We start from the raw sequence: 24,298 nt of genomic DNA on the forward strand, positions 1-24,298 counted from the left end.
GCGGTGCCCGAATCCGGGGTCAGTCAGACGAACCGCAGTACCGCGCCGACGGACGGGTCGATCCGGTCGATGGCCGCGTTCAGTTCGAATTCGGCGAGTGCCCCGAGTTCATCACCGGTGAGGCCGGCGTCGTAGGCAACCTGGTGGACGAGGGAGTCCACATCGACGCTGCCCGGCGGCGTGACCCGCGCATGCCAGTCCCCCGAGCCGTCGCGGTAGAGCCGCGAGCGCAGCATGTCGTGGTGATCGACGACGGCGGAGAGGGTGGAAACCAGTGCACCGCGGTCGATTCCGGCCGGCAGGTCCAGTGTCATGGACTGGCAGAAACGGTCGAAGGTGCCACCGCGCTCGACCAGGAACCGGAGCACCGGGTTGAGCGGTAATTCGCCGACGCCGCCGCCCGGAAGTTCGGCGAGCGGCGGAATCTCCTCTCCGCCCGCGGTTTCGGCAATGGCCGCCAGGCGGGCGACGGTGCGGTGCTCGTAGACCTGTTGCGCGGTCACCGCGATACCGCGCGACCGTGCCCGCGACACCAGCAGGATCGACATGATGCTGTCGCCGCCGAGCGCGAAGAAGGATTCGTCCACACCGATGCCGTCCCGGCCGAGCACCTCGGCATAGGCGGCGGCGAGCGCGGTTTCGGTGTCGGTGCGCGGGGCCCGGAAGGCCACCGTCTCGACATCGGGTGCGGGCAGGGCCTTTCGATCCACCTTGCCGGAACGGTTCACCGGCAGTGCGGGTAGACCGATGATCACGGCGGGCACCAGGTGCCTGGGCAGTACGGCACGCAACCGCTGGTCCAGAGCGTGCGGATCGATGCTGTGCCCGGCGGCCGGGGTGACATAGGCGATCAGGCGACCACCGGCCCCACCGGCAGGGTCGGCGTCCTGAACGATGGCAACCGCCTGGGCCACGGATTCCTGTGCGGCGAGCACCGATTCGAGCTCGCCGAGTTCGATGCGCACACCGCGCAGCTTCACCTGGAAGTCACTGCGGCCGAGGTACTCCAGCTCGCCGTGACCGGTGGACCGCACGATGTCACCGGTGCGGTAGAGCCGCTGCCCGCAATCACCGAACGGGTCGGCGACGAAACGTGCGGCGGTGTGCCCCGCCCGGCGCACGTAGCCGCGCGCGAGCGTCGCGCCACCGAGGTAGAGCTCGCCCGGCACGCCCGCCGGAACGGGCCGCAGAAAGGCGTCCAGCACGTGGGCACGGACCCGCCACGCGGGTGCACCGATGGGCACTGCGGCAATGCCGCTCTCACCGATCGCGTGCCGGGTGACGGCGACTGTCGCCTCGGTCGGACCGTAGAGATTGTCGTAGCGGGCGCCCGGAGCGACAGTCGGCAGAGCTGCGGCGAGTGCGGGCGTGAGCGCCTCACCGGCGAGCAGTATGCGACGCACACTCGGCGCCATCGGCGCGGCCACCGCCTGCCGGTGCGCCGCGAGCGTGGACGGCGTGAACTGCACCGTGGTGACATCGTGGTCGAAGATCGCTCGCGCCAGCTCGCTCGGATCGCCGTGCGCACCCGCCCCGGCGACCACGACCCGAGCACCGACGGTGAACGGCCACAACACCTCCCAGGCCGAGACATCGAATGTCAGGGCGGTCTTGCGCACGACCGTGTCGGTGTCGTCGAGGCGGTGCAGGTGCTGCATCCAGGTGAGATGAGCGCACACCGCCGCGTGGGTGACGCCCACGCCCTTCGGCTGCCCGGTGGAGCCGGACGTGAACAACACGTACGCCAGGTTTTCCGGACGCAGCGGGGCGACGCGATCGTCGTCGGTGACCGTGGCGCCCGAGTCGGCGGCCAGGTCGAGTTCGTCGATGTGGATCACCCGGACGCCATCGGGAGCGTCGAACCCGTCCCGCCGCGTGGTGAGGACACACACCGGCTGTGCGATGTCGAGCACCTGAGCATGACGCGAACGCGGATGCTCCGGGTCCAGCGGCAGGTATGCGGCGCCGGTTGCCAGCACCGCGTGCACCGCGAGGATCTGTTCGGCCGATGGCCCGAAAGCGAGCGCCACCACTCGTTCCGGCCCGACGCCGAGGGTAATCAGCCTGCGCGCCAGCCGATTCGAGTCACCGTGCAGGTCCGCGTAGGTCATGCCGGGATCGCGTCCGACGATCGCCGACGCCTCCGGCGAGCGGGCCGCCTGCTCGGCGAACAGAGCCGCGAGTGTCGTGGACGCCGTGACCACGTCGGCAGGGGGACTGCCGATGAGATGCTCGATCTCCCCCGGTGCGGCGATGTCGATCCGGGCAATGGGCGTATGCGGCGTGCGGACCAACTGCTCCAGCAGCCGAACCAGCCGGTCCCGGTGCGAACGATGCGCTCCGGGAACGGCGATCCGCCAGCCACCGGCCGCCCGATCGTCGACGCACACGGTGAACTCGTCGCCGCCCCCGAAACACTCGGTCACCGATGCCGTGCCGACACCGTCGACCGCCACACCGCCGAGCATGCGTACCGTGAGCGGCCACTGCCCGTGCACCGGCGAATCCACCCACGGCTCATCGATATCGGGGATGAACCTGTGCCGCCGTGCCTTGCGCAGCTCCCGCCCCACCTGTTCGGCGATCGAGCGGAACCCCGCCTGCGCGGTGACCGGAATCCGCAGCGGCACCGTCGTTTCCCCGGTATCGAGTGCGAGCACGCACTCCCCCGCAGACGCCAGGCGAGACGCATAGACGGCCAACGCCGCCAGCACCACCGCAGGCGCACCGCCGCCGCACGTACGCGCGATCCGGGTCAGCTCCGCCGCTGCCCCCACCGCTGCCCAGACCGCCTCGTCCGGCGTACCACCGGAGGAAGGCGCGATACCCGCGGCGGCAGGTTCGGGCCGGGCGGCATCGACGAGGGTTTGCTCCCAGTAGTCCCGGTCGGCGGACCACGCGCCCGATTCGCGGTATCGGCGCTCGTTTTCCAGCTGGTCCGCTGTCGCGCCGAACGGCGGATTCGTGCCGGGGGTGGTGGTCGCACCGGCCAGGAGGTCGCGCACTCGCGCGAGGATCGCGAGCGCTCCCGGGTGGTCGTTGACCAGGCGGTGATAGCGCTGGTACCAACCGAGTCGGCCATCGGGGAATCGGAAGACGGCCTGCCGGTACAGCGGCCCGTGCGCGATATCCATCGAGCGCGCACGTTCGTGCACGATCCACTCGGCGACGAAATCTCCCGGATCCGTCCCGTCGGCGCTGAGCACGGCAGTCGGGGCGGGCGGGTTCCGGGACACCTGGATCGCGCCGGCGTCATCGCGGAACACACTGTGCACCAACGGGCATTCCGTCATGACGGCGTCGATGGCCCGGCGCAGGGCGTCCGCGTCCACCGAGCCGGTCAGTTCGATGTACAGGTCGACATAGCGATCACCGGCCGCCAGGGCGGCGCGTTGCGCATCACTGGGGACCTGCGGTCCGGCCGTCGCGATGCGGGTGGTCTCAACGATAGTCATGGAATCCTTGTCCGGTCTTGCGGCCGAAATGTCCTGCGGCGACGAGCGTCGCGAGCGCGGGCGGAATGCGGTAGTGGTCCTCGCCGGTCTCGTGCCGCAGCACCTCGATGGTGTCGGCGACGTTGTCCAGGCCGATCAGGTCCGCGGTACGCAGCGGACCCATGCGGTGGCCGAGGCAGCGTTCGAAGAGGGCGTCCACCGTCGCGGCGTCGGTACCGGTGTCGAGGGTGGCGGCGGCTTGCGCGATGCTCAGCATGAGCAGGCGGTTGATGACGAACCCGGGGCGGTCGCCGACGACGAGCGCTTCCTTGCCGAGCGCGGTGAGCAGTTCGGTGGCGCGCGCCATGGTGCCGGCCGAGGTCTGTGCCCCGCGAACGACTTCCACCGCATCGGTCAGCGGGGCCGGGTTCATGAAGTGCAGGCCGAGCACGCGATCGGGGCGACCGGTCGCGGCGGCCAGCCGGGCGATGGGGATGGCCGACGTCGCGGAGGCGAGCACGGCGTCGGCCGGGCAGATACGGTCCAGTTCGGCGAAGAGCTTCTCTTTCAATTCGATCCGCTCGACCGCGCACTCGATGACGAACTCGACCGCGTCGAGGTCATCGAGGCGGTCGGTCCAGCGCACCCGGCGAGCAGTCTCGAGCGCCGTCCGCCGATCACCGCGGCCCAGCAGCAGCGCCAGGCGCACCGCTTCGTTCAGGCCGCGGCGCGCCCGCTCCACGGCGGCCGGATCGGGTTCGACCACAATGACATCGCGTCCCGCCTGCGCGAGGCACTGTGCAATGCCGGCGCCCATGGTGCCCGCGCCGATCACTGCCACGACTCCGGTCATCGGGTCACCTCCGTTTCCGTGATGCAGCGCACCGCGATATCCGGCACCGGATCATTCGGTGCCGCCAGCAGGCCGTGCAGCAGCCGGGTCAGATCCGAGAGCATCTGCTGCGCGGTCGATTCGTCGAAAAGTTCTGTGGCGTACGCCAGTTTCAGGACCACACGGTCACCGGGATCCCGGTCGAGCGCCAGTTCCGCAGTGTCCGGCGGGGTGTCGCCGAACCAGATGGCCCCGGCCCGGCTGTCACCCTGGGCCGACGCGGCCAACTCCGCGACGGTTCGTTCGAGCAGTTCGGCCCCGGTGGGTTCGTCGGCGAAGTCCATTCGGGCGGTACCGGTAGCCGAGCCGACGACTACGTCATCGGAGCCGGAGTACCAGCTCAGCAGTGCCGCCCAGGCGGCGAGCAGGTCCGCATCGCCCGGCACGGCATCGAGCCGCTCGCGCACCGTCCCCGGCGTGTATCGGGCCGAGCCGGTTCCGCGCGGGCGATCTGTCGGAATATCCAGTGCCACAGCCTGTTCCGCCGAATCCACGCCGGCAGGCGATGGCACGGTGACGAGCAGTTCCTCGATCGACCGAGCCGGAGCCGACTCCACGACCTCGGTGAGGATCTCGAGGTAGGCCGCGGCCAACCCCGCGGCGGTGCGCTGGGTGAACAGCTCGGTGCTGTACTCGAAGCAGGCCAGCATGTCGAGGTCGTCGCTGCGATCGTAGGTGATCAGGCTGAGGTCGAATTTGGCCGTGCCGGGCGGCAATCCGCCGAAGGCATTGTGGATGGTGTGCTCGGAGTCGAAGAACTCCGTCGCCCCGCCGCCGAGCGGGTTGGCCGAGCCGGCGCCGGTGAGGTCCTGGTGGACGTAGAGCACATCGAAGATCGGGGTGCGGGACATGTCGCGCTGATCGTCGAGGGCATTGACCACCCGCTCGAATGGGATCTCCTGATTCTCCAACGCGCCCAGCACGATTCCACGCACTCGTTCGAGCAGATCGCCCAGCGTCGCGGGACCGGAGAGGTTGGCGCGCAGCGCGACGGTGCTGTTGAAGAAGCCGATCAGCCCTTCCAGCTCGCGGCGGGTGCGGCCGGTGGTCGGCGTGCCGACGACGAGGTCGCGCTGACCACTGCGCCGGGCGAGCAGCAGATAGAAGGCGGACAGCAGCACCACGAACAGCGACACCGACTCCCGCTTCGCGACCGTGCGGGCCGCGGCGAGCAGCGTCGCCGGCACCGTGAACGGCTCCAGCTCACCGGCGAACGTCTTGCGCGCTGGTCGCGGGAAGTCGGTGGGCAGCCGCAGTTTCGGCGCGCCACGCAGCATATGCGTCCAGTATTCGAGCTCGTGCTCGAGCGCGCCGGAGTCGAGCAGCTCCCGGTGCCAGCGCGCGTAGTCGCGGTAGCGGATCGGCAGCGGTTCCAGCTCGGCCGGGCGCCCCTCCCGCCGGGCGGCATAGAGCACCGGAATCTCGCGCGCGAGAATCCCCGGCGTCTGGCCGTCGGTGACGCAGTGATGGCACACCACCTGCAGCACATGCATATCCGGAGCGAGCTCGACCACCAGCACCCGCACCATGGGGTCGCGGCCCAGATCGAACGGCCGGGCCGCGGCCTCCCGGAGCAGCTCGCGTGCCCGGGCGACCGGATCGCCTGCACCGGACACATCGATGACCCTGAAGAACTCGCCGAGAGCGGGCCGCACTCGCACCGCCGGCACACCGTCGACCTCGACGAGGTTGTAGCGCAGCGGTTCGTGTCGCTCCGCGAAATCCTCGAATGTTCCCTTGACCGCGTCGACGTCGATCGGCCCGCGCAGCACGTTGACCACCGGATAGTTGTAGAGCGTGGTGTCCGGAACGAGCTGATGGTGGAACCACATCCGTTCCTGCCCGGGCGACATGACCAGCTCGTCGGTGCGCGTAATGGCCGGCAGCCCGCGGGCTCCCGGCATCACCTCGGGCGCCGGGCGCGCCCCTTCCCGCAGCAGGTCCGCGAACTCGGCCACCTTGGGCCGCTCGTACACATCGAGCAGTTTCGGCCGGAACCCGAATGCCTCCTCCACCCGCTCGACCAACTGCACGGCAATGATCGAATTGCCGCCGACATCGAAATAGTCGTCATCCAGCCCGATTTCGGTCTCCGCGTGCAGCAGTTCGCGCAGCACTGCGCGCAACCACTCCGCCGCATCCGACGGCACGGCGACCACCGGAGGTTCGGGCGCGGCGACAGCTTCGACGGGCTCGGACGCGATCTCGGCATGCTGTGCCGCAGTGGGCGGTTCGACCCAGCACCGGGTGCCGTGCAGCGGGTGCCCGGGCAACCGCATCCTGCGACCGGTCCCGTCCTGCACCCGCGCCCAGTCGAGATCCACTCCACGCTCGTAGAGCCGCCCCAGGATGCCGAGCGCCCCCGCGGAATCGGCGGAGCCGAACAGGATCTCGGCATCCGCACGACCCGCGAGGTCCTCGGTGAGGTACCGCCCGAGCATGCCGTCCCGGCTGGGATCGACGAAGACGACCGGCCCATCTCGCAAGAGCAGTTCCGCCGCCGCGAGCAGACGCGCCCGGTCCACCGCGGGCGTCTCCGCGGCAACAGCCACTTCGCCCGGGTCGACAGGCTCCCGCGACCCGAGCAGATAGCGTGCCGCGAACTTCGACGCGCCCCCACTGAGCACGGCCGCGAACTGAATCCCACAGGCCCGCAAGCGATCGTGCACCGCGAGCTGTGCCGCGAGCACCGCGGCCGTCTCCCCGTTCGCGGGCAGCTGTTCCGGCAGTGCGGCGCCACCTTGCCCGGTCGGCCGAGCACCCGGCGAGAGCAACAGCGCCACTCGCGGCGCGACCGGCTGCACACCGTCCGAATCGACGGCAGCGCCGCGTGTTTCGAGCAGATCGGCCAATTCCGTTGTGCTGCTCGCACATACCGCGATGCGATGGCCGAAGTGCGCACGGCCCCGGCCGAGCGTGAACGCCACATCCGCGAGATCGATCGAATCGTCCCGCATACGCCCCGCCAGTGAGCCGCACAGGTCCGCGAGCGCAGTCGCCGTCCGCGCCGAAACCCCGATCAGCCGGGACACCGGCTCGCGACTCGCCTCGGCCGGTTCGGCTTCCGGCTGCGGTACCGCATCGGGGGCCTGCTGCACGACGCAGTGGGCGTTGGCGCCGCCGAGGCTGTAGGAGCTGACACCGGCCAGGCGCGGGCCGTCGCTCCGCCACGGTCTCGGTTGCGTGACCACCTCGAGGCCGGCCGCGGCCAAGTCGAGATCGCCGGTGGGACGGTGGAAATGGAGAGAGGGGAAGAGTTGTCCGCCGGCGACCGACAGGACGGCCTTCACCAGGCCGGCCACACCGGCGGCGTGATCGAGGTGGCCGATATTGGTCTTCACCGATCCGATCGGGAGGACGGTGGCGCGCTCGCCGAACGCGGTGCGCAGGCCCTCCAGTTCGATGGCGTCGCCCAGCCGGGTGGCGGAGCCGTGGGCTTCGAGGTATCCGGCATCACGGGGATCGGCACCGGCCTGGCGCCAGGCGCGCGCGATGACCCGGGCCTGTGCGGCGGCGCTGGGGGTGCTGATGGTTGCGGCGGCATGGCCGTTGTGCAGGACGGCGCTGCCCCGGATGACCGAGTAGACCGGAGCACGGTCGGCGTGGGCACGCTCGAGCGTGGTCAGCAGTAGCGCCGCACCGCCTTCGCCGGGGACAGTGCCGTCGGCGTCGGCGTCGAAGGCTCGGACCCGGCTGCTCGGTGAAGCGATCTCGGTCATGGTCTGCAAAGCCCAGGCCGGAGCGCCGTGCGCGCGGACGCTGACTCCGCCGGCCAGTGCGTAGTCGGCGTCGCCGCTGCGCAATTCGCGGCAGGCGTGGTGGACGGCGATGAGGGAGGCGTTGCAGCCGCTGTCGACGGCGTAGCAGGGGCCGTCGAAGCCGAGCAGGTGTGCGATGCGGGCGGGGACGCCGAAGGGCAGATTGCCCAGCATGGCAAGGGGGCCCGGGTCGACGGCCATGGCGTGATAGCTGGGCATGGGCGCGCTGAACACCACCGCGGTGGTGGCCGCGCGCAGGGTGGCGGGTGCGTAGCCGGCATCCTCGATGGCGCGGTGCGCCAGCTCCAGGGCGATCCGCTGCTGCGGATCCATCAGGGCCGCTTCACGTTTGGAGAGGCCGAAGAACGCGTAGTCGAAGGTGTGGATATCGACGAGGTGCCCCATGGGCAGATACCGGACGCGGCGGTCCAGGGCGGTCGCCGAGGCGCGAGACTCCGGCATGGGGCCGATCGAATCCCTGCCGGCGGCGAGGTTCTCGCGGAACTCGTCGAGGTTCGCCGCGTCCGGGAAGCGCGCGCCGATGCCGATGACGGCGATGTCGCCGTCGCGTGGTGCGGGTGCGGTCACGATGTCCTTCACACTTCGAATGCCAGGGGAACGTCCGCCGGTGCGGCGGGCTGTAACAGGTCGGCGGGCAGTGCGGCCGCCTGCGCGGCCACGGTGTCCAGATCGAACAGCAGGCCCACCGAGATGGCGCCCGGCCAGCGCGCCTGCAGGCGCATGTGCAGCGCGACCACGCGATGGGAGTTGCCGCCCACGTCGAGAAAGCGGTCCGCGCGATCGAATTCGTCGTGCAGCAGCACCTCCGACCAGATCTCGCCGAGGGCACGCTCGGTCTCGGTCCAGTCGTCCCGCGACACCGCCGGCCGGACCGTGGAACCGGTCAGCAGCGCGCGCAACACCGCCTCGTCGAGCTTGCTGCTGCCCGGCGTGATGGGCAGGGCATCGACGGTCACGAACCGTGCCGGAACCGCTTCCGGCACGAGGTGTTCGGCGCAGAATCCGGCCAGCGTGCTCGATGCGGGCGGGGTCGCCGTGGTGTCCAGCGGCACCCAGAAGGCGGCCAGATATACCGAGTCGTCGACATCGGCGACGGGCAGCACGACCGCTTCACGCACGGCGGGATGGTCTTCCAGCACCGCCTCCACCGCGCCGCGTTCGATCCGCACGCCACGGACCTTCACCTGAGTGTCGACCCGGCCGTGGAATTCGATGTCGCCGTTCTCGTCCGCGAGGGCGAGGTCGCCGGTGAAGTACATGCGAGCACCCGGTTCGGTGGCGAAGGGGTCGGCCACGAATCGAGACGCGGTCAGTCCGGGACGGGCCGCATAACCGTCGGCGATCTGCCCGCCGCCGAGGTACAGGTCGCCGCGAGTGCCGCGGCGCACGGGGCGCAGCTTGTCGTCCAGCAGGTGAGCCGTCGTGCCCGCGGCCGGCTTGCCCATCGGGACGACCTGCCGCGGCGTGTCCGCGACGTACGGGCCGATACAGGTGATCGTCGCCTCGGTGGGGCCGTATTCGTTGTGCAGCGCCACGGCGGGCAGGACTTCGCGGTGCTCGTCCACCAGGTGCGGCGGGACCGCCTCCCCGGCCAGGATCACCGTTCGCAGCGTCGGCCGTAGCTCGGCCAGCCGTGGCAGCGCCAGCCGATAGAACGACGGCGTCGCGATGAAGTGCGAAACACGTCGGCTGCGAGCGAGTTCGGCGACGGCGTCGACATCTCGCACCATCCGGTAATCGGGGAACACACTGGTGCCGCCGACCGCGAGCGGCCAGACCACACCCAGCAGGGAACCGTCCCAGATCAGCCGCAGGGCCGAGAAGGTGACCAGCGCACCGTCGGTGTGCGCATTGTTCCGGGACCCGATCTGGGTGGCGAGGTTGGCGCGTGAGACGACCACCGCCTTCGGAACACCGGTGGAGCCGGAGGTGGTGATGGCGTAGGCCGGGGCGAGCCGCGGCGGCGGGCCGGGCAGCGGGATCCCGGGTGGATCCACCCGCGCCGCGATGTCGATCACCGCTGGACCATTCGTCGCGTCCGCCAGCGCCGCCGCCGTATCGCCCGGAGTGAGCGGATCCCGGCCGTCGATGATCACCGCGGCACAGTCCATTGCCGCCAGCGCCGCACCGAGCGACGACTCGCCGCCGTGGCCGGGTTCGATGACACACCAGGCCGCGGCGGCGCGCAGGGCCGCGATCATGCCGATCACGGTGTCCAGGGTCTGCCGCTGGTAGACGACAACCGTCTGCCCGGGCCGCACCCCGGCCACGAGCAGGCGGCGTGCGAGAGCCATTGTCGCGGTGTCCAGTTCGCGGTAGGTGAGCGACCGATCCCCGACCACGACCGCGAGACGATCGGGCACCCGCTCGAACTGGCACATCAGGCCGCCGAGCAGATCCACGCTCATCGAACCACCTCGACATGGCCGGTGCCGCCGATGTTTTCGGCGGGCACGGTGCACACGAGCAGGATGCGATCGCCGTCCTTCTCGGCCACTTCGAACCCGGCGAAGCGCAAAGTCACGAGCATGACCCGATTCCGTGGCGTGGCGACGAATTCCGCCGCAGGCCGCAAACCGGCCGCGCGGGCACGGCGCACCACCTCGGCGATGAGAGTCGTGCCGACGCCGCGCGACATGACCCGACAGGACATGAGCAGCAGGAGCAGAACCGCATCGGGGCCGCGCCGTTCGGTCACCGCCAGCCCGATCGTGCCGTAGCCGCCGAAACGGTCGGTCAGGGCAGCGACGAGCACCTCGTGACGCGGGGACGCGCACAATGCCCGCAGCTCGTCCATGTCGAAGGTGACGCCGGTGGTGTTGAGCTGGTGGGTGCGTTCGGTCAGCTCGTGGGCGCGAACCAGATCCGCCTCGGTCGCCTCGCCGACGGTCATGACCAGATCCAGCGAGGCCAGGAAATCCGCGTCCGAGCCGCTGAATTCGGCTTCGGATGTCGTGCGCTCCCGTTCCGCGCGATACAGCAAACGGCGCTGCCTTGCCTCGGATGACGTTGTGGCCGGTCTGAATTCGGGAAGGTCCGGGAGTTCGGCGATCCGGTCGGCCGGATAGCATCGGACCTCCGGGAAGGCAGCGGCCACCTCGGCCAGCTCGAACGGATCGTTGTCGACGAAGGCGATCGTGTCCCGGCCGATATTGAGGGATTCGGCGATCCGGCGAATGGCCTCCGACTTGGGTCCCCAGCTGATCTCGACGGCCGAGAACATGTCCTCGATACCGTGCTTGCGCAAATGCGCTGTGGCCGCATCTGGTTCGCCACGGCTTGCGACGGCATGCAGGATGCCGCGTTCATCCAGTGTCCGGATTGCATGCAGCGCTTCCGGTTTCGGCGTGCCGCCGTCCGACTCCAGTACAACGCCGGGCCACACCGTATCGTCGAGATCCCAGACCAGGCATTTCACTGTCGCCGCCATTACACCCTCCGTAGCAGGCCGGCGCTCCACGCGGCGACCGGGCTGCTGTTCAACAGCAGCGCGTATGCACCGGGTGCACGGGTGGCCGCGGCAGCCTCCAGATTGATCATCATGTCCATCGAGCCCAGGTGGCCGTAGGCCGCGAGATTGGTCCGGCAGACCTTGTCGACCGGGCGATCCAGGGCCTCCTCCCAGAAGGCGAAGGCGCCGGCCGACAGGTTCTGCATGAGGATCGGTCCCACCTCTCCGTCTCGAATGCCATTGCGCCGCAGCAGTTCCGGAATAATGGCGTCGAATCGCTTCTTGCTCTCGACCGCGAGCCGGAACGAGTAGGTGGACTCGTCCGCGCATACCTCGGCCCACTCGCCGGAGCCGACATCGCGGTAGTCGATGCGGAACAGGTCCGCGTATTTGCCTTCGCTGCGCACGATCTGGTCGACGAACTCCCAGCGGCCGGGGCCGGAGGTGGTGACCAGCAGTGCGGCCGCACCGTCACCGAGCAGTGTCATGGGGGCGCGGTAGCGATTCCGGGTGGGCGTCCTGGCGGCGGTGACCACCAGGACATTGCGGCAGTGGGCATCCGCGCGAACCAGGCTGGCGGCGAGAGTCAGTGCGGCGGAGACGGATACGCAGCCGAGGTCCCCGGCCGCCGTGGTGAAGGCGCGGGCCGCGCCGAGGCGGTGTTGCAGCCGGGTCGCTTCCGAGGCGAGCAGGTACTGCGGCGCGCGGCCGGTGACCAGAATCAGCGCGTCCAGCTCGGCGGCCGCGAGACCGGCGTCGTCCAGCGCCGCGCGTGCCGCCTCGGCGGCGAGATCGACCTCGGTCATGTCGTCAGCGGTGCGCACCGTGTCGATGCCCAGGGCCAGGGCGTGTTCCCGGCGGTTCGGGGGCAGATCGGCCAACTCCGCGAGCGTGGCGACCGCGGCGATCCGGTCCGGGAACCAGGTCGCGACCGGACCCAGCAGCACGCGTTCGTTCATGATCGCGCACCCCGCATGACGTGCTCGCCCATGGCCACCTCGGCGACCTCCTGTGCTCCCTCGATGATCTGCATGACTTTGGCGTCGCGATAGAAGCGCCCGATCCGGCTGTCCGGTGCGCAGCCCGCCGCGCCGAGTACCTGCACGGCCCGTTCGCTGACCGCCGCCGCGACACCGGCGGCGGCGTATTTGGCGGCAATCGTGAAGATCAGCGCCTGGGGCGATCCCTTGATCCGCGCATCGGCCGCGCGTTCGCAGAGGGCTTGCGCGCCTTCCACATCCGCCCAGCAGCGGCCGAGCGTCGCACGGATCAGCTGATGTTCGGCCAGCGCGGTGCCGCCCTGGACGCGGGTGACCGCATGGGCGGTCGCATCGCCGAGGCAGGCGCGGGCCAGCCCGACACCGCCCCAGGCGACGGTGTAGCGGCCGTGATCCAATGCGGTGCCGAGGACATGGGACAGACCGAACCCCGGTGGTGCGATCAGCTGGGTGGCGGGTATGCGCACGCGGTCGAACCGGACGGTCGCCAGCCGGGCGCCGCGCAACCCGAGACCGCTCTCGGCAGGTTCCACACCGACCCCGGGCCGGTCCCGATCCACCAGTGCGGCGCACAGTCCACCCGGCGCTCGACCGAGCACGAGGTAGACGTCCGCACGCTGACCGAAGGTCACCCACAGCTTGGTACCGGACACCAGGATATCCGTGCCCTCGGGCTCGAAAGCCGTAGTGACAGCGGACAACTCGGTTCCGGCGCCGACTTCGGTCGCCGCCAGCGCGGCGATGACCTCACCGGCGGTGAGCCGGGGCAGCCACGCCTCGCGCTGCGCGGCCGTACCCCACCGATCCACCGCCGCGGCCACCATGCCGTGCACGGTCACCAGCGAACGCAGGCTGGTGCACGCGTGCCCGAGCGTCGCGGCCAATCGCCCGAGCTCCCGCGCATCGAGCTCCGCACCACCGAAGCACGCGGGCCGATCCGCTCCCAGCAGCCCATTCCGAGCCGCAAGCTCGATCATCTCGTCGGGCAGACCGTCCCGATCCCACCGTGCCGCATCGCGGGCCGCAGCCTGCACGAGGTCGTCCACGTCGATCACGAGTGGCTGTCCCCGCCCTGCTTTCGGACAACGAAGGCCGCCGCACGCGCGGCACTCCGAAAGTTGTCGAGCTCGAGATCATCGACATCGACCGAGATCCCGTAGGTGTTCTCCACGTGCACGACAATCTCCAGCGCCCGCAGTGAATTCACCAGTCCGAGCGCGAAAATGTCGTCCTCCGGCGCCAATTCGATCTCGGCCATCGACCCGAAGTAGGCCAGCAACTCCTGCGTCAGCTCCGCCCGATGCCGCACGCCCCGCGCCAGATCCTCCACCAACACTCCCTCTCAACGACCTCTCACAGCGAGCACGTCAACCCGTCCTCCCGCGTAGACCACGACACCATCGCGGGTTCTCCCGGACAAGCCCCGGGTTTCACGGGCGGACCGGCACGGATGCCACGCAGAGGGGTCCGAGTCCCGCCTCGCGCAACACTCGAGCACGCTGTCGTGCCACCCGTGACACGGGAGCGTGTTCGGCATTCCGCTGAGCTGTCACACCATCAGGTCTCCGGACTCGCCGGGGCGGTTCAAGTTCACTGGCTGGCATCGGCAAAGCGACTGATCGGCCGGGGCAAGCCGAGCATGCTCCGTAACGTCGTCGCCTCGTACGCGGTCCGAAACCCCGCCCGGCTCTGCAATTGCGGGACCAGGTCGCGGCAGATCACCTGGAGATCGTCGGGCAGCACGGCCGGTCGCAACCGAAAGCCGTTGAGACCGGCCGATTTCCAGTTCACCATCAGATCCGCCAGTTCACCCAAGCAGCCGCAGGTCTCTGACCTGCGCCTGATGTAGTCCTCGTCACCGCGCCATCGGATGGCGGATACTCCATCGCTCGCAACGGCCAGTTGCCGATTCCCGCTCCGATCCGGCGCACGGTGCGGCTGCGTATCGGCCATCGGGTGCTACTGGCCGCACATCCGGATCAGAATCGGCTGATCATCGTCTGCCAGAACGCATTCGACTCCTTCCTCGAAGGCATCGGCGATCAGATCGACGGGGTGAACAGCGGTGACGACTTCTACGAGGGCTCGGTGGCGCAGGCAACTCTCGCGCTGCTCGCCATCGCGCGCACTTCTACCGGCACCCGTGCGCACGCCACAACCCCGATCCAGGCGGCAGCGACGTCTGCTGCGCCGCAGGAGAACTCGTCCGATCGTGCAAGCCTCGCCCCTGCGACCGATCGTCACCATCACAAGGCATTCAGTGGACGAGATCGCCGCAGTTGTCGAGAAAGCCGCCCGGTCGAGGCATCTCGGTAGTCGCCCAGTCGAACGGGGTCACGCAGGACGCATTGCGCAGGTGCGGTGCTCGAAGGCACTGACCTGCAGGCGATTCGTCTCTCGGACAGGCCCGACAATAGTTAGTCTGTTCCACTGGTTCACCCCTCCGTAGAGGGGCCGTGGAGGTGTTGCGTGGTTGTGGTGTTGGATACCGGTCTGCTTCCGGTGGGTGAGCGCATCGACGCAGCGCAGGATCTGCTGGCCGACAAAGAGATTCCGGCGATCAACCAGCTCGGGACGGTCGCCGGTCAACTGTGGCACCGCTTCACCGTATGGGACCTGGGCGTTGGTGTACACGTGACGCAGTTCGTCGGCACCGGCCTGAGTGTGCTGCGCGGTGACAAGCAGTTGCGCATCGCCGCACCCGAACGGGTCGGCCTCGGTGTTCAGCTGACCGGATCCGGCACCTTCTCACACTGCGGTGCGGACCAGGTCCTCAGTGTCGGGGAGCTGTCGCTCACCGACGGCACCAGCACCTCGGACTACTCATCAACCGGTATCGGCGGCTCCAAGGTGGTGATCTTCGACTACGACCAACTCGCGTTGCCCGTCGAAACCGTCCGCAGTGCAGCCACCCGGCTCCAATCGAGTCCGCTGTACGGACTGGTCACCGCCCATATCGCCGCGCTCGGCGCGGAGGGCGATATCGAACCGGGACCCGCACGGATCATGCTCAAATCGGCTACCACCCAACTGATTCGCGCCCTGATCACCACCGCCGCAGCCGACCCTCGTCAGCATGGAGACCTCCACGACACGCTGTATCTGCGGATAGCCGCCTATGTCGAAGAGCATCTCGGGGACCCGGGTCTCAGCCCCGATCAAATCGCGCGGGCACATAACATTTCGGTCCGGCACTTGTACAACATCTGGTCCGCGCGTGGAACCTCCCTGAGCCAGTGGATCATCGGCGCCCGTCTCGAGGGTGCGTACGCCGATCTGGCTCGTCAGGGTCGAGCCGTGCCGATCGCTGTGGTCGCGCACCGATGGGGCTTCACCAGCCCCGCCCACTTCACGCGCCGCTTCCGTGCCGCCTACGGCATGTCGCCCCGGGAATGGCAGCAAACCAACGACCGCCAGGCCCATTGACAGAGTTGACTGATTCGGCACGGCGATTATCTGTGCCTGCACAATTCGCGGTCCGGTAGTTCACGCCGGTCCGCCATCGCCCTAGCGTCGGACGCAGACGACTCGAGGCGAAGGAGACACGATGATCGAGGTCATCGCGGTTCTCGTCACGAAGTCGAGATCGCCCGGCATCTCGGCCGACGTCTCGATGTCGGCGTCCTTCCCAGCCCCGCTGTCCGGCACACAACGAAACCACCGCTGAACCGGACTCGGATAGATCGAATGTCGAGCTGAGGCAGCACTGATGACCGAAATCGCGGACCACGCGCCCACACCGACGCGAGCATTGGGGGTGACGCTCGTCGGAAGGGCAGCGGAATGCTCTGTACTGGAGGCTTTTGCCAACAAGGTCCGGGCAGGTCTGAGCGAAGGACTTGTACTGGCCGGCACGCCGGGGATAGGCAAGACCCGGTTACTCGACCATGTGGCCGATACCACGAAGGATCTGCTGGTGTTGCGGACTTCGGGCCTCGAGTCGGAGTTGCCCTTGGGATTCGCCGCGCTGCATCGTCTCCTTCGCCCCTTCCTCGATCGTCGCGAGCGCCTTCCAGAGCCGCAGAAGACCGCTCTGGGAGCAGCTTTCGGACTGATCACGGGTCCCGCGCCCGATCGCTTCCTGGTGGGCCTTGCGACACTCAGCCTCTTCACGGACCTGGCGGCCGAAGGTCCGCTGATGTGTCTGGTCGATGATGCGCAATGGTTAGATCGCGAGTCCCGTGAGGCGTTGACGTTCGTCGCGCGTCGCCTGCATGCCGAAGGTGTCGGTATGCTGTTCGCGGTACGCGAATTGGCTGCCGGCAACGAGGTTTTCGAAGGCCTGCCGGTATATCCGGTAACCGGACTGCCAGGGTCGGCCGCCAGGGAGCTCTTGGCCCGCACCGCCCGCAGCTCTCTCAACGAGGGAGTCGCTCGAAGACTTACCGAGCAGACCGACGGCAACCCTCTCGCGTTGATGACCCTGGTGTCCGCGCTGACGACCGAGCAGCTGAGCGGCCAAGCGGCGCTGCCCGAACCACTACCGATCGGCTCGCGACTCGCGACTTGCTTTCTCGCGCAAATCCGGGCACTGCCCAAGCCGACCCAGGATCTGCTCCTGCTCGCTTCGATCAGTCCGATCCGGGACGAAGCGCTGCTGTGGCGGGCGGCGGCGCTGCTCGGATTGTCAGGGAACGACGCCGATCCCGCGATCGAGGCCGGAGTGCTCGTACTCGGGGACGGTTTCGCCTTCTCCCATCCGCTGATCCGGTCCGCCGTCCACGCGGCAGCCCACCCGGGCGCCTTACGGCGAGCGCATCAGGCGATCTCCGCGGCCTGCGATCCCGACCATGACCCAGACCTCCGAGCCTGGCATCTGGCCGCCGCCACGGCGGGAGCCGACGAGGCGGTCGCACGTGATCTGGAGAACTCCGCGGAACGCGCCCGAGCACGGGGCGGTTATGCGGCCGAGGCGCTGTTGCTGGCCCGAGCGGCCGAGTTGACTCCCTCGGTCCCGCGACGCGACGAGAGACGGCTGGCCGCGGCCCAGGTCTATCTGATGTGCGGTGACCCCCAGTCCGCACAGCGCCTGCTTCTCGAGTCGAAATCGGTGAGAGGGGCGCCTGCGATGCGGGGTCGGGCTCGCTGGCTGAAAGCGGCGATCGAGACCTACTTCTGCCGATTCGAAGATCAGCCCGCTCTGCTGCTGGCCGCCGTGGCGGATTTGGACCCGGCCGACGGCGACCTGGCTTGGCTCATGCTGTCCCAGGCGCTGAGTTCGGCGATGCTGTCCAGAGGGGACACCGTCGGCACCACCTTGGCGGAGGTCGCCCACGCCGCGCTGCGTGCGCTCGAGCGACGGTCGTCGGCGCTGTCGGTGCACGACCTTTTCATCGTCGCTTTCGCCACCCGGATCAGCGAGGGCCATTCGGCAGCGATCCCCCTCTGGCGCACCGCGCTACGGGCCGTGCGCGATGCCGAACTCGCGGAAGACGGAATACCACTGGCCGTATTCGCCCATTTCGCGAGCGACGAACTGTGGGACGACAGCGCCCGGCGGGTCGTGTTCGCACGGCTGCATACCTTCGACAGGGAAAACGGCGCACTGGTCGGACTGCGAGTGGTGCTGGAATGTCAGGCGACCGACGCGCTGCGGGCGGGTCGACCCGACGAGTGCGCTGGCTGTCTGACGGAGTCTCAGGAGCTGCTCACGGTGATCGGTCTGCCTGAGGAGCAGTACATGCAGAGGCTCGAATTGCTGGTCTGGAGTGGTGCGGAGGCCGAGGCTCGCGCGCTGGCGTCGAGTGTCGACGGAGCGGACTTCCCGTCTCGGGCCATGCTGGCGGCACAGGCGGCACGCCACCTGATCGTCCTCGAGCTGAGTCTGGGCAACTATCGCGCAGCCCTGGACCGGGCGCGATCCCTCTACGACGAAGACGTGCCCGGTCACAGCAACCTGATGCTCGCCGACATGGTCGAGGCGGGAGTCCGCGCACAGGAGATCGAGTCGGCGTTGCTCGCCTTCGCCAGGCTGGATACGCAGGCGCGGGCCAGCGGAACGCACTGGGCGCTGGGGTCTTTGGCGCGAGCGCGGGCATTGCTGTCGGACGACGACGTCGCCGCGGCTTCCTATGAGGAAGCGATCAACCAGCTCGGGCAGACCGCGATCACCGTGGACCTCGCCAGGACGCACCTGCTGTACGGCGAGTGGCTGCGCCGACGAAAACAGCGACTGGAGGCCCGGATCCAGCTGCGGATCGCCTACGAAATGTTCTGCTCGGCCCGAGCCCCGCTCTTCGCCGAGCGGGCTCGCGCCGAACTGGCCGCCACGGGTGAACGAGTACTCCGCAGAAATCCGACGCCCGACCCCCAGCTGACACCCCAGGAATCCCAGATCGCCACGCTCGCAGCAGACGGGGCGACCAATACCGAGATCGCGGCTCGGCTCTATATCAGCACTTCCACCGTCGAGTACCACCTCACGAAGGTCTTCCGGAAGCTCACGGTGACCTCCCGCAGACAGCTTCGTTCGACGCTGGGGCCAGGAGCGACGCTGGGGCCCGGAGACTAGGGAACCGCTGGGGGGTTTCTCCGATTCGCCGGGTGGCTCGCGCACGGTCTCATGAACGAGTCAACCCCACCGAAATCGAAGGGCGACATAGTGACTGACACCTCGGTCATGTTCATTCACGGACTCTGGCTGCACTCGGCGTCCTGGCAACCCTGGCTCGACCTGTTCCACGAACACGGCTACCCGGTTTCCGCGCCCGGCTGGCCCGGGGAACTCGACACCGTCCAGGCGGCGCGGACCACCCCGGACGGTGTGGCCGGTCACGGCATCGACGACGTGGTCGAACACTATGCCGCGATCATCGCCGACCTGCCGAAGCCGCCGATCCTCATCGGGCACTCGTTCGGCGGCATGATCGCCCAGAAACTTCTCGGGCAGGATCGCGCCGCCGCCGCGATCGCCATCGACGCCGCCCAGATCAAAGGCGTACTGCCGCTACCGCTTTCGGCGCTGCGCTCGACCACACCCGTATTCAAGAACCCCGCCAACCGGAACAGGGCGGTGTCGCTCACGGTCGCGGAATTCCGGTACGCCTTCGGAAATACGCTTCCCCCCGAGGAATCCGACGAACTCTACGAACGGTGGGCGGTACCCGCCCCCGGCAAACCACTGTTCGAAGCGGCGGCGGCCAACTTCAACCCGCACTCCGCTGCCAAGGTGGACACCGCCAACGCGGGCCGCGGCCCGCTCCTGCTGATCACCGGGGGCAAAGACCATACGGTTCCCGAGGCTGTCACAAGGGCGACGCTGAAGCAGTATCGCCACTCCGACGCGGTCACCGATCTCCTGGAGTTCCCGGACCGGGGCCATTCGCTGGTCGTCGATCACGGTTGGCGTGAGGTCGCCGATGCCTGCCTGTCGTGGTTGAAGCGCCAGGCGCTCTGAGGGCCGCGATGTTCGACCTCAACCTCGCGGGCAAAGTGGCCGTGGTGACCGGCGCCGGCCGGGGCATCGGCCTGTCCGTGGTGAAAGCGCTTGCCGCTGAGGGAGTCTCGGTGGTCGCCGGATCGCGAACCGGGAGCCAGGGCCTGACGGAACTGGCCGCCCACGACGGAGTGCGGGCGCCGTTGATCGATCTCACCACTCCCGAGGGACCCCAGCAGCTGATCGACGAGGCCGTGACCGCGTTCGGCGGAATCGACATCGTGGTCAACAACGTCGGCGCCGTCATCCCCCGCGTGCAGGGGTTCCTCGCCGTCACCGACGAGGACTGGCAGTGGTCGCTGACGACGAACCTGCTCGTCGCGGTCCGCACGGCGCGCGCCGCGCTGCCGTACCTGATCCAGCGCGACACCACCGCCATCGTGACGATCAGCTCGGTCAACGCCTCTCTCGCCGATCCCGGCGTCATCGACTACTCCGCGGCCAAAGCCGCCCTCTCCAACTTCAGCAAATCGCTGTCGAAAGAGTTCGGCCCGCAGGGCGTCCGGGCAAACACCATCTCGCCGGGACCGGTCACCACCGCGTTGTGGCTGGGTGATCAGGGCGTCGCCGCCGTCGTCAGCGCCGCCGCGGCCGCCGATCCCGACGAGGTGGTCCGCAAGGCCGCGGCCGAGAGCGTCACCGGACGGTTCACCCACCCGCAGGAGGTCGCCGACCTGGTGCTGCTGCTGGCGAGCGAACGGACCGCCAATGTCACCGGCGCCGACTTCAGGATCGACGGCGGACTCATCCAAACGCTCTGACCCTGTTCCGTACCCGATTCATCCCGGAGGCAAGCCATGACAATCAAACCCGCAGTGGTGCACGCCAAAGAAGGCGAACCGTTCACCATGACCGAGAACGAACACCTGCTGTGGAAGGTGACCGCCAAGGGCACCGGTGGACATTTCGATGCCGCCGAGGTGACCGCGTTGCCGTTCGTCTCGGGTCCGCCGCAGCACATCCACGATCGCAGCGACGAGATCTTCTTCATCCTGGAGGGAACTCTTCGCGTCCTGCTCGGCGATGTACTCCAGGATGCCGAGGAGGGAGCGTTGGTCTTCATTCCCCGAGGCACCAGCCACACCTGGATCAACGGCGGAACGATTCCGGTGCGATTCCTGACCATGTACATCCCCGGCGGCATGCAGGGCTTCTTCGAGGCCACCGCGCCTCTGGTGCAACAGATCCCACCGGACCTGGGTGCTCTGGCCGCTGCCGCGGGGCAGTTCGACACCAGCCTCAGCGGCCCGCCGCTCCCCCCTTTCGCACCCTCGTGAAATCGACACGACGAGTAGCGATCACATCATTCGAATCAGAGGAACACCCATGAGTACACCTACAGTTCTGTTGGTACACGGAGCATTCGCCGATGGTTCCAGCTGGGCGCACGTCATCGAGCGCCTGCACGCCGCGGGGATCAGCGCGCAGGCACTCGTCAATCCGCTTCGTGGTCTCACCTACGACGGCGAATACGTCGCCAGCGTCGCCACCCAGACCGCGGGCCCGGTCCTGCTGGTCGGCCACTCCTACGGCGGACCCGTGATCACCTACGCCGCAAGCAAGTCCGCCAACGCTGTCGGTCTGGTATTCGTCGCTGCCTTCGGCATCGATACGGGCGAGAGCGCCCTGGGAGCGGTGTCGAACTATCCCGATCCGGGCCTCGGCGTCTCGCTCGAGCCGAAAACCTATCCGGGAGGCGAAGAACCGGAGTTCTACATCAAGCAGGACCGGTTTCACTCGGCGTTCGCCGCGGACCTTCCGGAAAGCGTCACCACCATCGGCGCGGTCAGTCAGCGCCCGGTAGCCGCTCTCGCCCTCGGCGAACCGCTCACCGTGGCACCGGCCTGGAAGACACTGCCGAACTGGTTCGCCGTCGCCACCGAAGATCACGCGATCCATCCCGACGCTCAGCGCATGTTCGCCGAACGCATGGGCGCGAAGACGATCGAAGTACCCGGCTCGCATTCCATCGCTGTCAGCCGACCAGACGCGGTGGCGGGCCTGATCATCGAGGCGGCACGAAGCCTGGAGCGCGAATGACAACCGACGCACCAACTCCCTACGGCAGTTTCGATACCATGCCGATCGGCGGGAAATGGCGGCGCGGCGCGAGCGATACCGTACTGGCCGACACTGATCCCTGGAGTGGCGAGGTGCTGGCCGAGCTGCCGGTGGCCACGACCGAGGACCTGCTGCTCGGCGGCGAGCCCGGTGGACCAGCCGGACTGAGCATGCCGCCTCACGTACTGCTCGGCACCAATGATGTCGCGACCGCACGCGAAGAGGTGTTCGGACCGACGATCACGATCATCAAGGCTCGTGACGAGTCCGACGCCCTGCGTATCGCCAACGACACCGAATACGGGCTCTCCAGTGCGGTTTTCACCGCAGACGTCGAACGCGGCGCACGATTCGCCCTCCAACTCGAGGTCGGTATGACCCACATCAACGACTCGCCGGTCAACGCCGAGCCCAACACCGCCTACGGCGGAGAAAAACAGTCCGGCCTCGGCCGCTTCGGCGGGCGTTGGGCGATCAACGAATTCACGACCGATCACTGGGTCAGTCTCCAGCATCGGCGCCGCGGATACTCGTTCTGAGCCCTGCTGCCCCTGCTCATCGCAACTCACACGAACAGGAACCACTATGCACGTTCGCAGCAGCTTGCGAGCAACGTTCACTGCCGCCGCGCTGGGAGCAGCGCTGGCGACGTCCGCCGCGCCTGCGCACGCCGAGGCCGTTCGCCCGACCATCGTGCTCGTGCACGGTGCCTTCGCCGACGCCACCAGCTGGGACGGAGTCGCCGCCGAGTTGCGCGCCGACGGGTACCGAGTCGTGGTGCCGGACAATCCGTTACGCGGTCCCGCCAACGACGCCGCCGCTATCGAGCGAACACTCGCCAGTATCGACGGACCGGTCGTCCTCGTCGGGCATTCTTACGGCGGTGCCGTGATCACCAACATTCACAACGCCAACGTCAAGGCACTCGTCTACATCGCGGCCTTCGCACCTCAGCAGGGCGAGCCCATCGCGATCGCCATGGACCCCTTCCGGTTTCCCGGCAGCCAATTACTACCGCCCGCACTCGCATTGAAGCCCTCAGAGTCGGGACTCGACGGCTACGTCGCTCCCGAATCCTTCAATAGCGTATTCGCACAGGATGTTTCACCCAGTACGGCTGCGAGCATGATCGCTCACCAGCACTCCATCGCCACCACCGCGCTGCTGGAACCCAGTGGCCCGGCCTCCTGGACGACCACACCCACCTGGTACCTGGTCTCCGCTGCCGACCGCGTCATCGCGCCCGTCGCAGAGCGTTTCTTCGCACAGCGGATGGGCGCGCACACCGCCGAGGTCGACGCTTCCCACGCTTCGCTGGTCTCCCGACCAGATGTGGTCGCCGCGTTCATCGAACAAGCCTCGCCGTAATGAACCGGCAGCAAGGCATTCCGCAACATGGGGTTCCCCCGAAAAGTGGACAGCGTCAGCTTGCTTCGGGGGCGACTTCGAGGGACTGCTCGTGATCGATCGGTGAACGCATCCCGATCGCCGAGTGTCGCCGCCGATGATTATAGAAGTGCAGCGGTATTGAGCATTGGTGCCACGATCAGATCCAAGAAGCGCCAATACCAGAGCAGACCACCCCGCCACGACTACGTCTTAACCGCGAAAGGCCGGGAGCTCTTCGAGGTGCTCGTCGTAATTTCACGGTGGGGTGATCGCTGGCTGGCTCAGGAAGGCCACTCGCCGACCGTCCTTCACCATCACAGCTGCGATCGCGATACGCATGCTGCGGTCGTCTGCGCCGAGTGCGGAGAACCGATCTCGGCCGCCAACACCACGATTCACGTGCCGAGCACGCCTGGGGTTCAAGCCCGACGCAGAGACATAAAGCAATCGAGCCCTGGACCGGTCTGCGGCGGTCAGGGCTGAGGGACTGCTGCACGATCAGGAGTCGGGTTGACCGGTCGGGCCCATTCCCCCGCCGCGATCGACTGCTCGCCAAAGGTAACCGATGGGCAGCACTCACCGAGCAGGTAGCCGCCCATCGCATACATGAGCCACAACAGTCACTCCAGCACCAACCCTCACAACCCCGTGATGGGTTCGAACCCCGACTGATCGCCTTTTTGCAGCTCAACGGCACCAGTCCCGAATTGCTGCCATAGAACGAAAGAAGCCGCAGGTCGTTCACCTGCGACTTCTTTCATGGTGGACCTGGCTGGGCGTTATTCCAAACGGGCTGACCTGCAGAAACTCGAAGCCAGCCGCGCCAAAATCGAAGCCGGGCGGCCCTCAACGCTCCCCC

19 protein-coding genes and 1 pseudogene are annotated in these 24,298 nt (G+C 68.1%); 11 read left to right on the forward strand and 9 right to left on the reverse strand.

Going from position 1 to position 24,298, the window contains the following annotated elements; genetic code table 11:
- Positions 1 to 23: 23 nt before the first annotated feature.
- The 9 genes from ACWEKS_RS13330 to ACWEKS_RS13370 all read right to left on the reverse strand — a co-directional run bounded on the left by ACWEKS_RS13330 (position 24) and on the right by ACWEKS_RS13370 (position 14,369).
- Positions 24 to 3,455 carry an amino acid adenylation domain-containing protein gene (locus ACWEKS_RS13330; protein WP_452340300.1) on the reverse strand — a complete coding sequence of 1,144 codons (3,432 nt, stop codon included), beginning with the start codon at positions 3,453 to 3,455 and terminating at the stop codon, positions 24 to 26.
- Entirely contained in the window at positions 3,442 to 4,287 is an 846-nt protein-coding gene (locus tag ACWEKS_RS13335; RefSeq protein WP_452340301.1) for a 3-hydroxyacyl-CoA dehydrogenase family protein, read from the reverse strand. The genes ACWEKS_RS13330 and ACWEKS_RS13335 overlap by 14 nt, the downstream gene beginning before the upstream one ends.
- Positions 4,284 to 8,684 (reverse strand): condensation domain-containing protein, encoded by a 4,401-nt coding sequence (locus ACWEKS_RS13340; protein WP_452340302.1) that lies wholly within the window; start codon positions 8,682 to 8,684, stop codon positions 4,284 to 4,286. The genes ACWEKS_RS13335 and ACWEKS_RS13340 overlap by 4 nt, the downstream gene beginning before the upstream one ends.
- Positions 8,681 to 10,513, reverse strand: a complete 1,833-nt coding sequence (locus ACWEKS_RS13345) for a non-ribosomal peptide synthetase (RefSeq protein ID WP_452340303.1) — start codon at positions 10,511 to 10,513, stop codon at positions 8,681 to 8,683. The genes ACWEKS_RS13340 and ACWEKS_RS13345 overlap by 4 nt, the downstream gene beginning before the upstream one ends.
- On the reverse strand, positions 10,510 to 11,535 hold the full coding sequence (locus ACWEKS_RS13350; RefSeq protein WP_452340304.1) for an HAD-IIIC family phosphatase: 1,026 nt from the start codon (positions 11,533 to 11,535) through the stop codon (positions 10,510 to 10,512). Before ACWEKS_RS13350 ends, ACWEKS_RS13345 begins: the two co-directional genes overlap by 4 nt.
- Positions 11,535 to 12,515: a 3-oxoacyl-ACP synthase gene (locus tag ACWEKS_RS13355; protein ID WP_452340305.1), complete on the reverse strand. Its 981-nt coding sequence runs from the start codon at positions 12,513 to 12,515 to the stop codon at positions 11,535 to 11,537. The genes ACWEKS_RS13350 and ACWEKS_RS13355 overlap by 1 nt, the downstream gene beginning before the upstream one ends.
- A complete protein-coding gene (locus tag ACWEKS_RS13360) occupies positions 12,512 to 13,609 on the reverse strand; it encodes an acyl-CoA dehydrogenase family protein (protein ID WP_452340306.1) in 1,098 nt (365 codons plus the stop codon). Before ACWEKS_RS13360 ends, ACWEKS_RS13355 begins: the two co-directional genes overlap by 4 nt.
- Complete coding sequence (locus ACWEKS_RS13365; RefSeq protein WP_452340307.1) at positions 13,606 to 13,884, reverse strand: acyl carrier protein; 279 nt, start codon at positions 13,882 to 13,884, stop codon at positions 13,606 to 13,608. The genes ACWEKS_RS13360 and ACWEKS_RS13365 overlap by 4 nt, the downstream gene beginning before the upstream one ends.
- A 260-nt stretch (positions 13,885 to 14,144) precedes the next feature.
- Complete coding sequence (locus tag ACWEKS_RS13370) at positions 14,145 to 14,369, reverse strand: hypothetical protein (RefSeq protein WP_452340308.1); 225 nt, start codon at positions 14,367 to 14,369, stop codon at positions 14,145 to 14,147.
- Positions 14,370 to 14,456: 87 nt separating this feature from the next.
- Here ACWEKS_RS13370 and ACWEKS_RS13375 point away from each other — a divergent pair, with 87 nt between their 5' ends.
- The 11 genes and pseudogenes from ACWEKS_RS13375 (at position 14,457) to ACWEKS_RS13425 (ending at position 23,922) form a co-directional block, all read left to right on the forward strand.
- Positions 14,457 to 14,870 (forward strand): hypothetical protein, encoded by a 414-nt coding sequence (locus ACWEKS_RS13375; RefSeq protein ID WP_452340309.1) that lies wholly within the window; start codon positions 14,457 to 14,459, stop codon positions 14,868 to 14,870.
- 153 nt (positions 14,871 to 15,023) lie between these two features.
- Positions 15,024 to 15,980 carry a helix-turn-helix domain-containing protein gene (locus tag ACWEKS_RS13380; RefSeq protein ID WP_452340310.1) on the forward strand — a complete coding sequence of 319 codons (957 nt, stop codon included), beginning with the start codon at positions 15,024 to 15,026 and terminating at the stop codon, positions 15,978 to 15,980.
- A 283-nt stretch (positions 15,981 to 16,263) separates the two neighbouring features.
- Positions 16,264 to 16,710 (forward strand): annotated as a pseudogene (locus ACWEKS_RS13385) (AAA family ATPase); the annotation flags it as partial.
- 75 nt (positions 16,711 to 16,785) lie between these two features.
- Positions 16,786 to 19,065: a helix-turn-helix transcriptional regulator gene (locus ACWEKS_RS13390; RefSeq protein ID WP_452340365.1), complete on the forward strand. Its 2,280-nt coding sequence runs from the start codon at positions 16,786 to 16,788 to the stop codon at positions 19,063 to 19,065.
- A gap of 90 nt (positions 19,066 to 19,155) precedes the next feature.
- A complete protein-coding gene (locus ACWEKS_RS13395) occupies positions 19,156 to 19,950 on the forward strand; it encodes an alpha/beta hydrolase (protein WP_452340311.1) in 795 nt (264 codons plus the stop codon).
- A gap of 8 nt (positions 19,951 to 19,958) precedes the next feature.
- Entirely contained in the window at positions 19,959 to 20,750 is a 792-nt protein-coding gene (locus ACWEKS_RS13400) for an SDR family NAD(P)-dependent oxidoreductase (protein ID WP_452340312.1), read from the forward strand.
- 36 nt (positions 20,751 to 20,786) lie between these two features.
- A complete protein-coding gene (locus ACWEKS_RS13405; protein WP_452340313.1) occupies positions 20,787 to 21,266 on the forward strand; it encodes a cupin domain-containing protein in 480 nt (159 codons plus the stop codon).
- A gap of 49 nt (positions 21,267 to 21,315) precedes the next feature.
- On the forward strand, positions 21,316 to 22,029 hold the full coding sequence (locus tag ACWEKS_RS13410) for an alpha/beta fold hydrolase (RefSeq protein WP_452340314.1): 714 nt from the start codon (positions 21,316 to 21,318) through the stop codon (positions 22,027 to 22,029).
- Positions 22,026 to 22,589: an aldehyde dehydrogenase family protein gene (locus ACWEKS_RS13415; RefSeq protein WP_452340315.1), complete on the forward strand. Its 564-nt coding sequence runs from the start codon at positions 22,026 to 22,028 to the stop codon at positions 22,587 to 22,589. Before ACWEKS_RS13410 ends, ACWEKS_RS13415 begins: the two co-directional genes overlap by 4 nt.
- Before the next feature lie 46 nt (positions 22,590 to 22,635).
- Positions 22,636 to 23,418: an alpha/beta fold hydrolase gene (locus ACWEKS_RS13420; protein ID WP_452340316.1), complete on the forward strand. Its 783-nt coding sequence runs from the start codon at positions 22,636 to 22,638 to the stop codon at positions 23,416 to 23,418.
- A 27-nt stretch (positions 23,419 to 23,445) separates the two neighbouring features.
- Complete coding sequence (locus ACWEKS_RS13425; protein WP_452340317.1) at positions 23,446 to 23,922, forward strand: winged helix-turn-helix transcriptional regulator; 477 nt, start codon at positions 23,446 to 23,448, stop codon at positions 23,920 to 23,922.
- Positions 23,923 to 24,298 lie beyond the last annotated feature (376 nt).

This window comes from Nocardia sp. NPDC004711 (assembly GCF_053601595.1).

Coding starts and splice junctions, on each gene's coding strand:
- ACWEKS_RS13330 (WP_452340300.1), bottom strand. CDS start 3,455: ATGACTATCGTTGAGACCACCCGCATCGCGACGGCCGGACCGCAGGTC.
- ACWEKS_RS13420 (WP_452340316.1), top strand. CDS start 22,636: ATGCACGTTCGCAGCAGCTTGCGAGCAACGTTCACTGCCGCCGCGCTG.
- ACWEKS_RS13400 (WP_452340312.1), top strand. CDS start 19,959: ATGTTCGACCTCAACCTCGCGGGCAAAGTGGCCGTGGTGACCGGCGCC.
- ACWEKS_RS13415 (WP_452340315.1), top strand. CDS start 22,026: ATGACAACCGACGCACCAACTCCCTACGGCAGTTTCGATACCATGCCG.
- ACWEKS_RS13425 (WP_452340317.1), top strand. CDS start 23,446: ATGGGGTTCCCCCGAAAAGTGGACAGCGTCAGCTTGCTTCGGGGGCGA.
- ACWEKS_RS13410 (WP_452340314.1), top strand. CDS start 21,316: ATGAGTACACCTACAGTTCTGTTGGTACACGGAGCATTCGCCGATGGT.
- ACWEKS_RS13335 (WP_452340301.1), bottom strand. CDS start 4,287: ATGACCGGAGTCGTGGCAGTGATCGGCGCGGGCACCATGGGCGCCGGC.
- ACWEKS_RS13405 (WP_452340313.1), top strand. CDS start 20,787: ATGACAATCAAACCCGCAGTGGTGCACGCCAAAGAAGGCGAACCGTTC.
- ACWEKS_RS13390 (WP_452340365.1), top strand. CDS start 16,786: ATGCTGTTCGCGGTACGCGAATTGGCTGCCGGCAACGAGGTTTTCGAA.
- ACWEKS_RS13350 (WP_452340304.1), bottom strand. CDS start 11,535: ATGGCGGCGACAGTGAAATGCCTGGTCTGGGATCTCGACGATACGGTG.
- ACWEKS_RS13355 (WP_452340305.1), bottom strand. CDS start 12,515: ATGAACGAACGCGTGCTGCTGGGTCCGGTCGCGACCTGGTTCCCGGAC.
- ACWEKS_RS13345 (WP_452340303.1), bottom strand. CDS start 10,513: ATGAGCGTGGATCTGCTCGGCGGCCTGATGTGCCAGTTCGAGCGGGTG.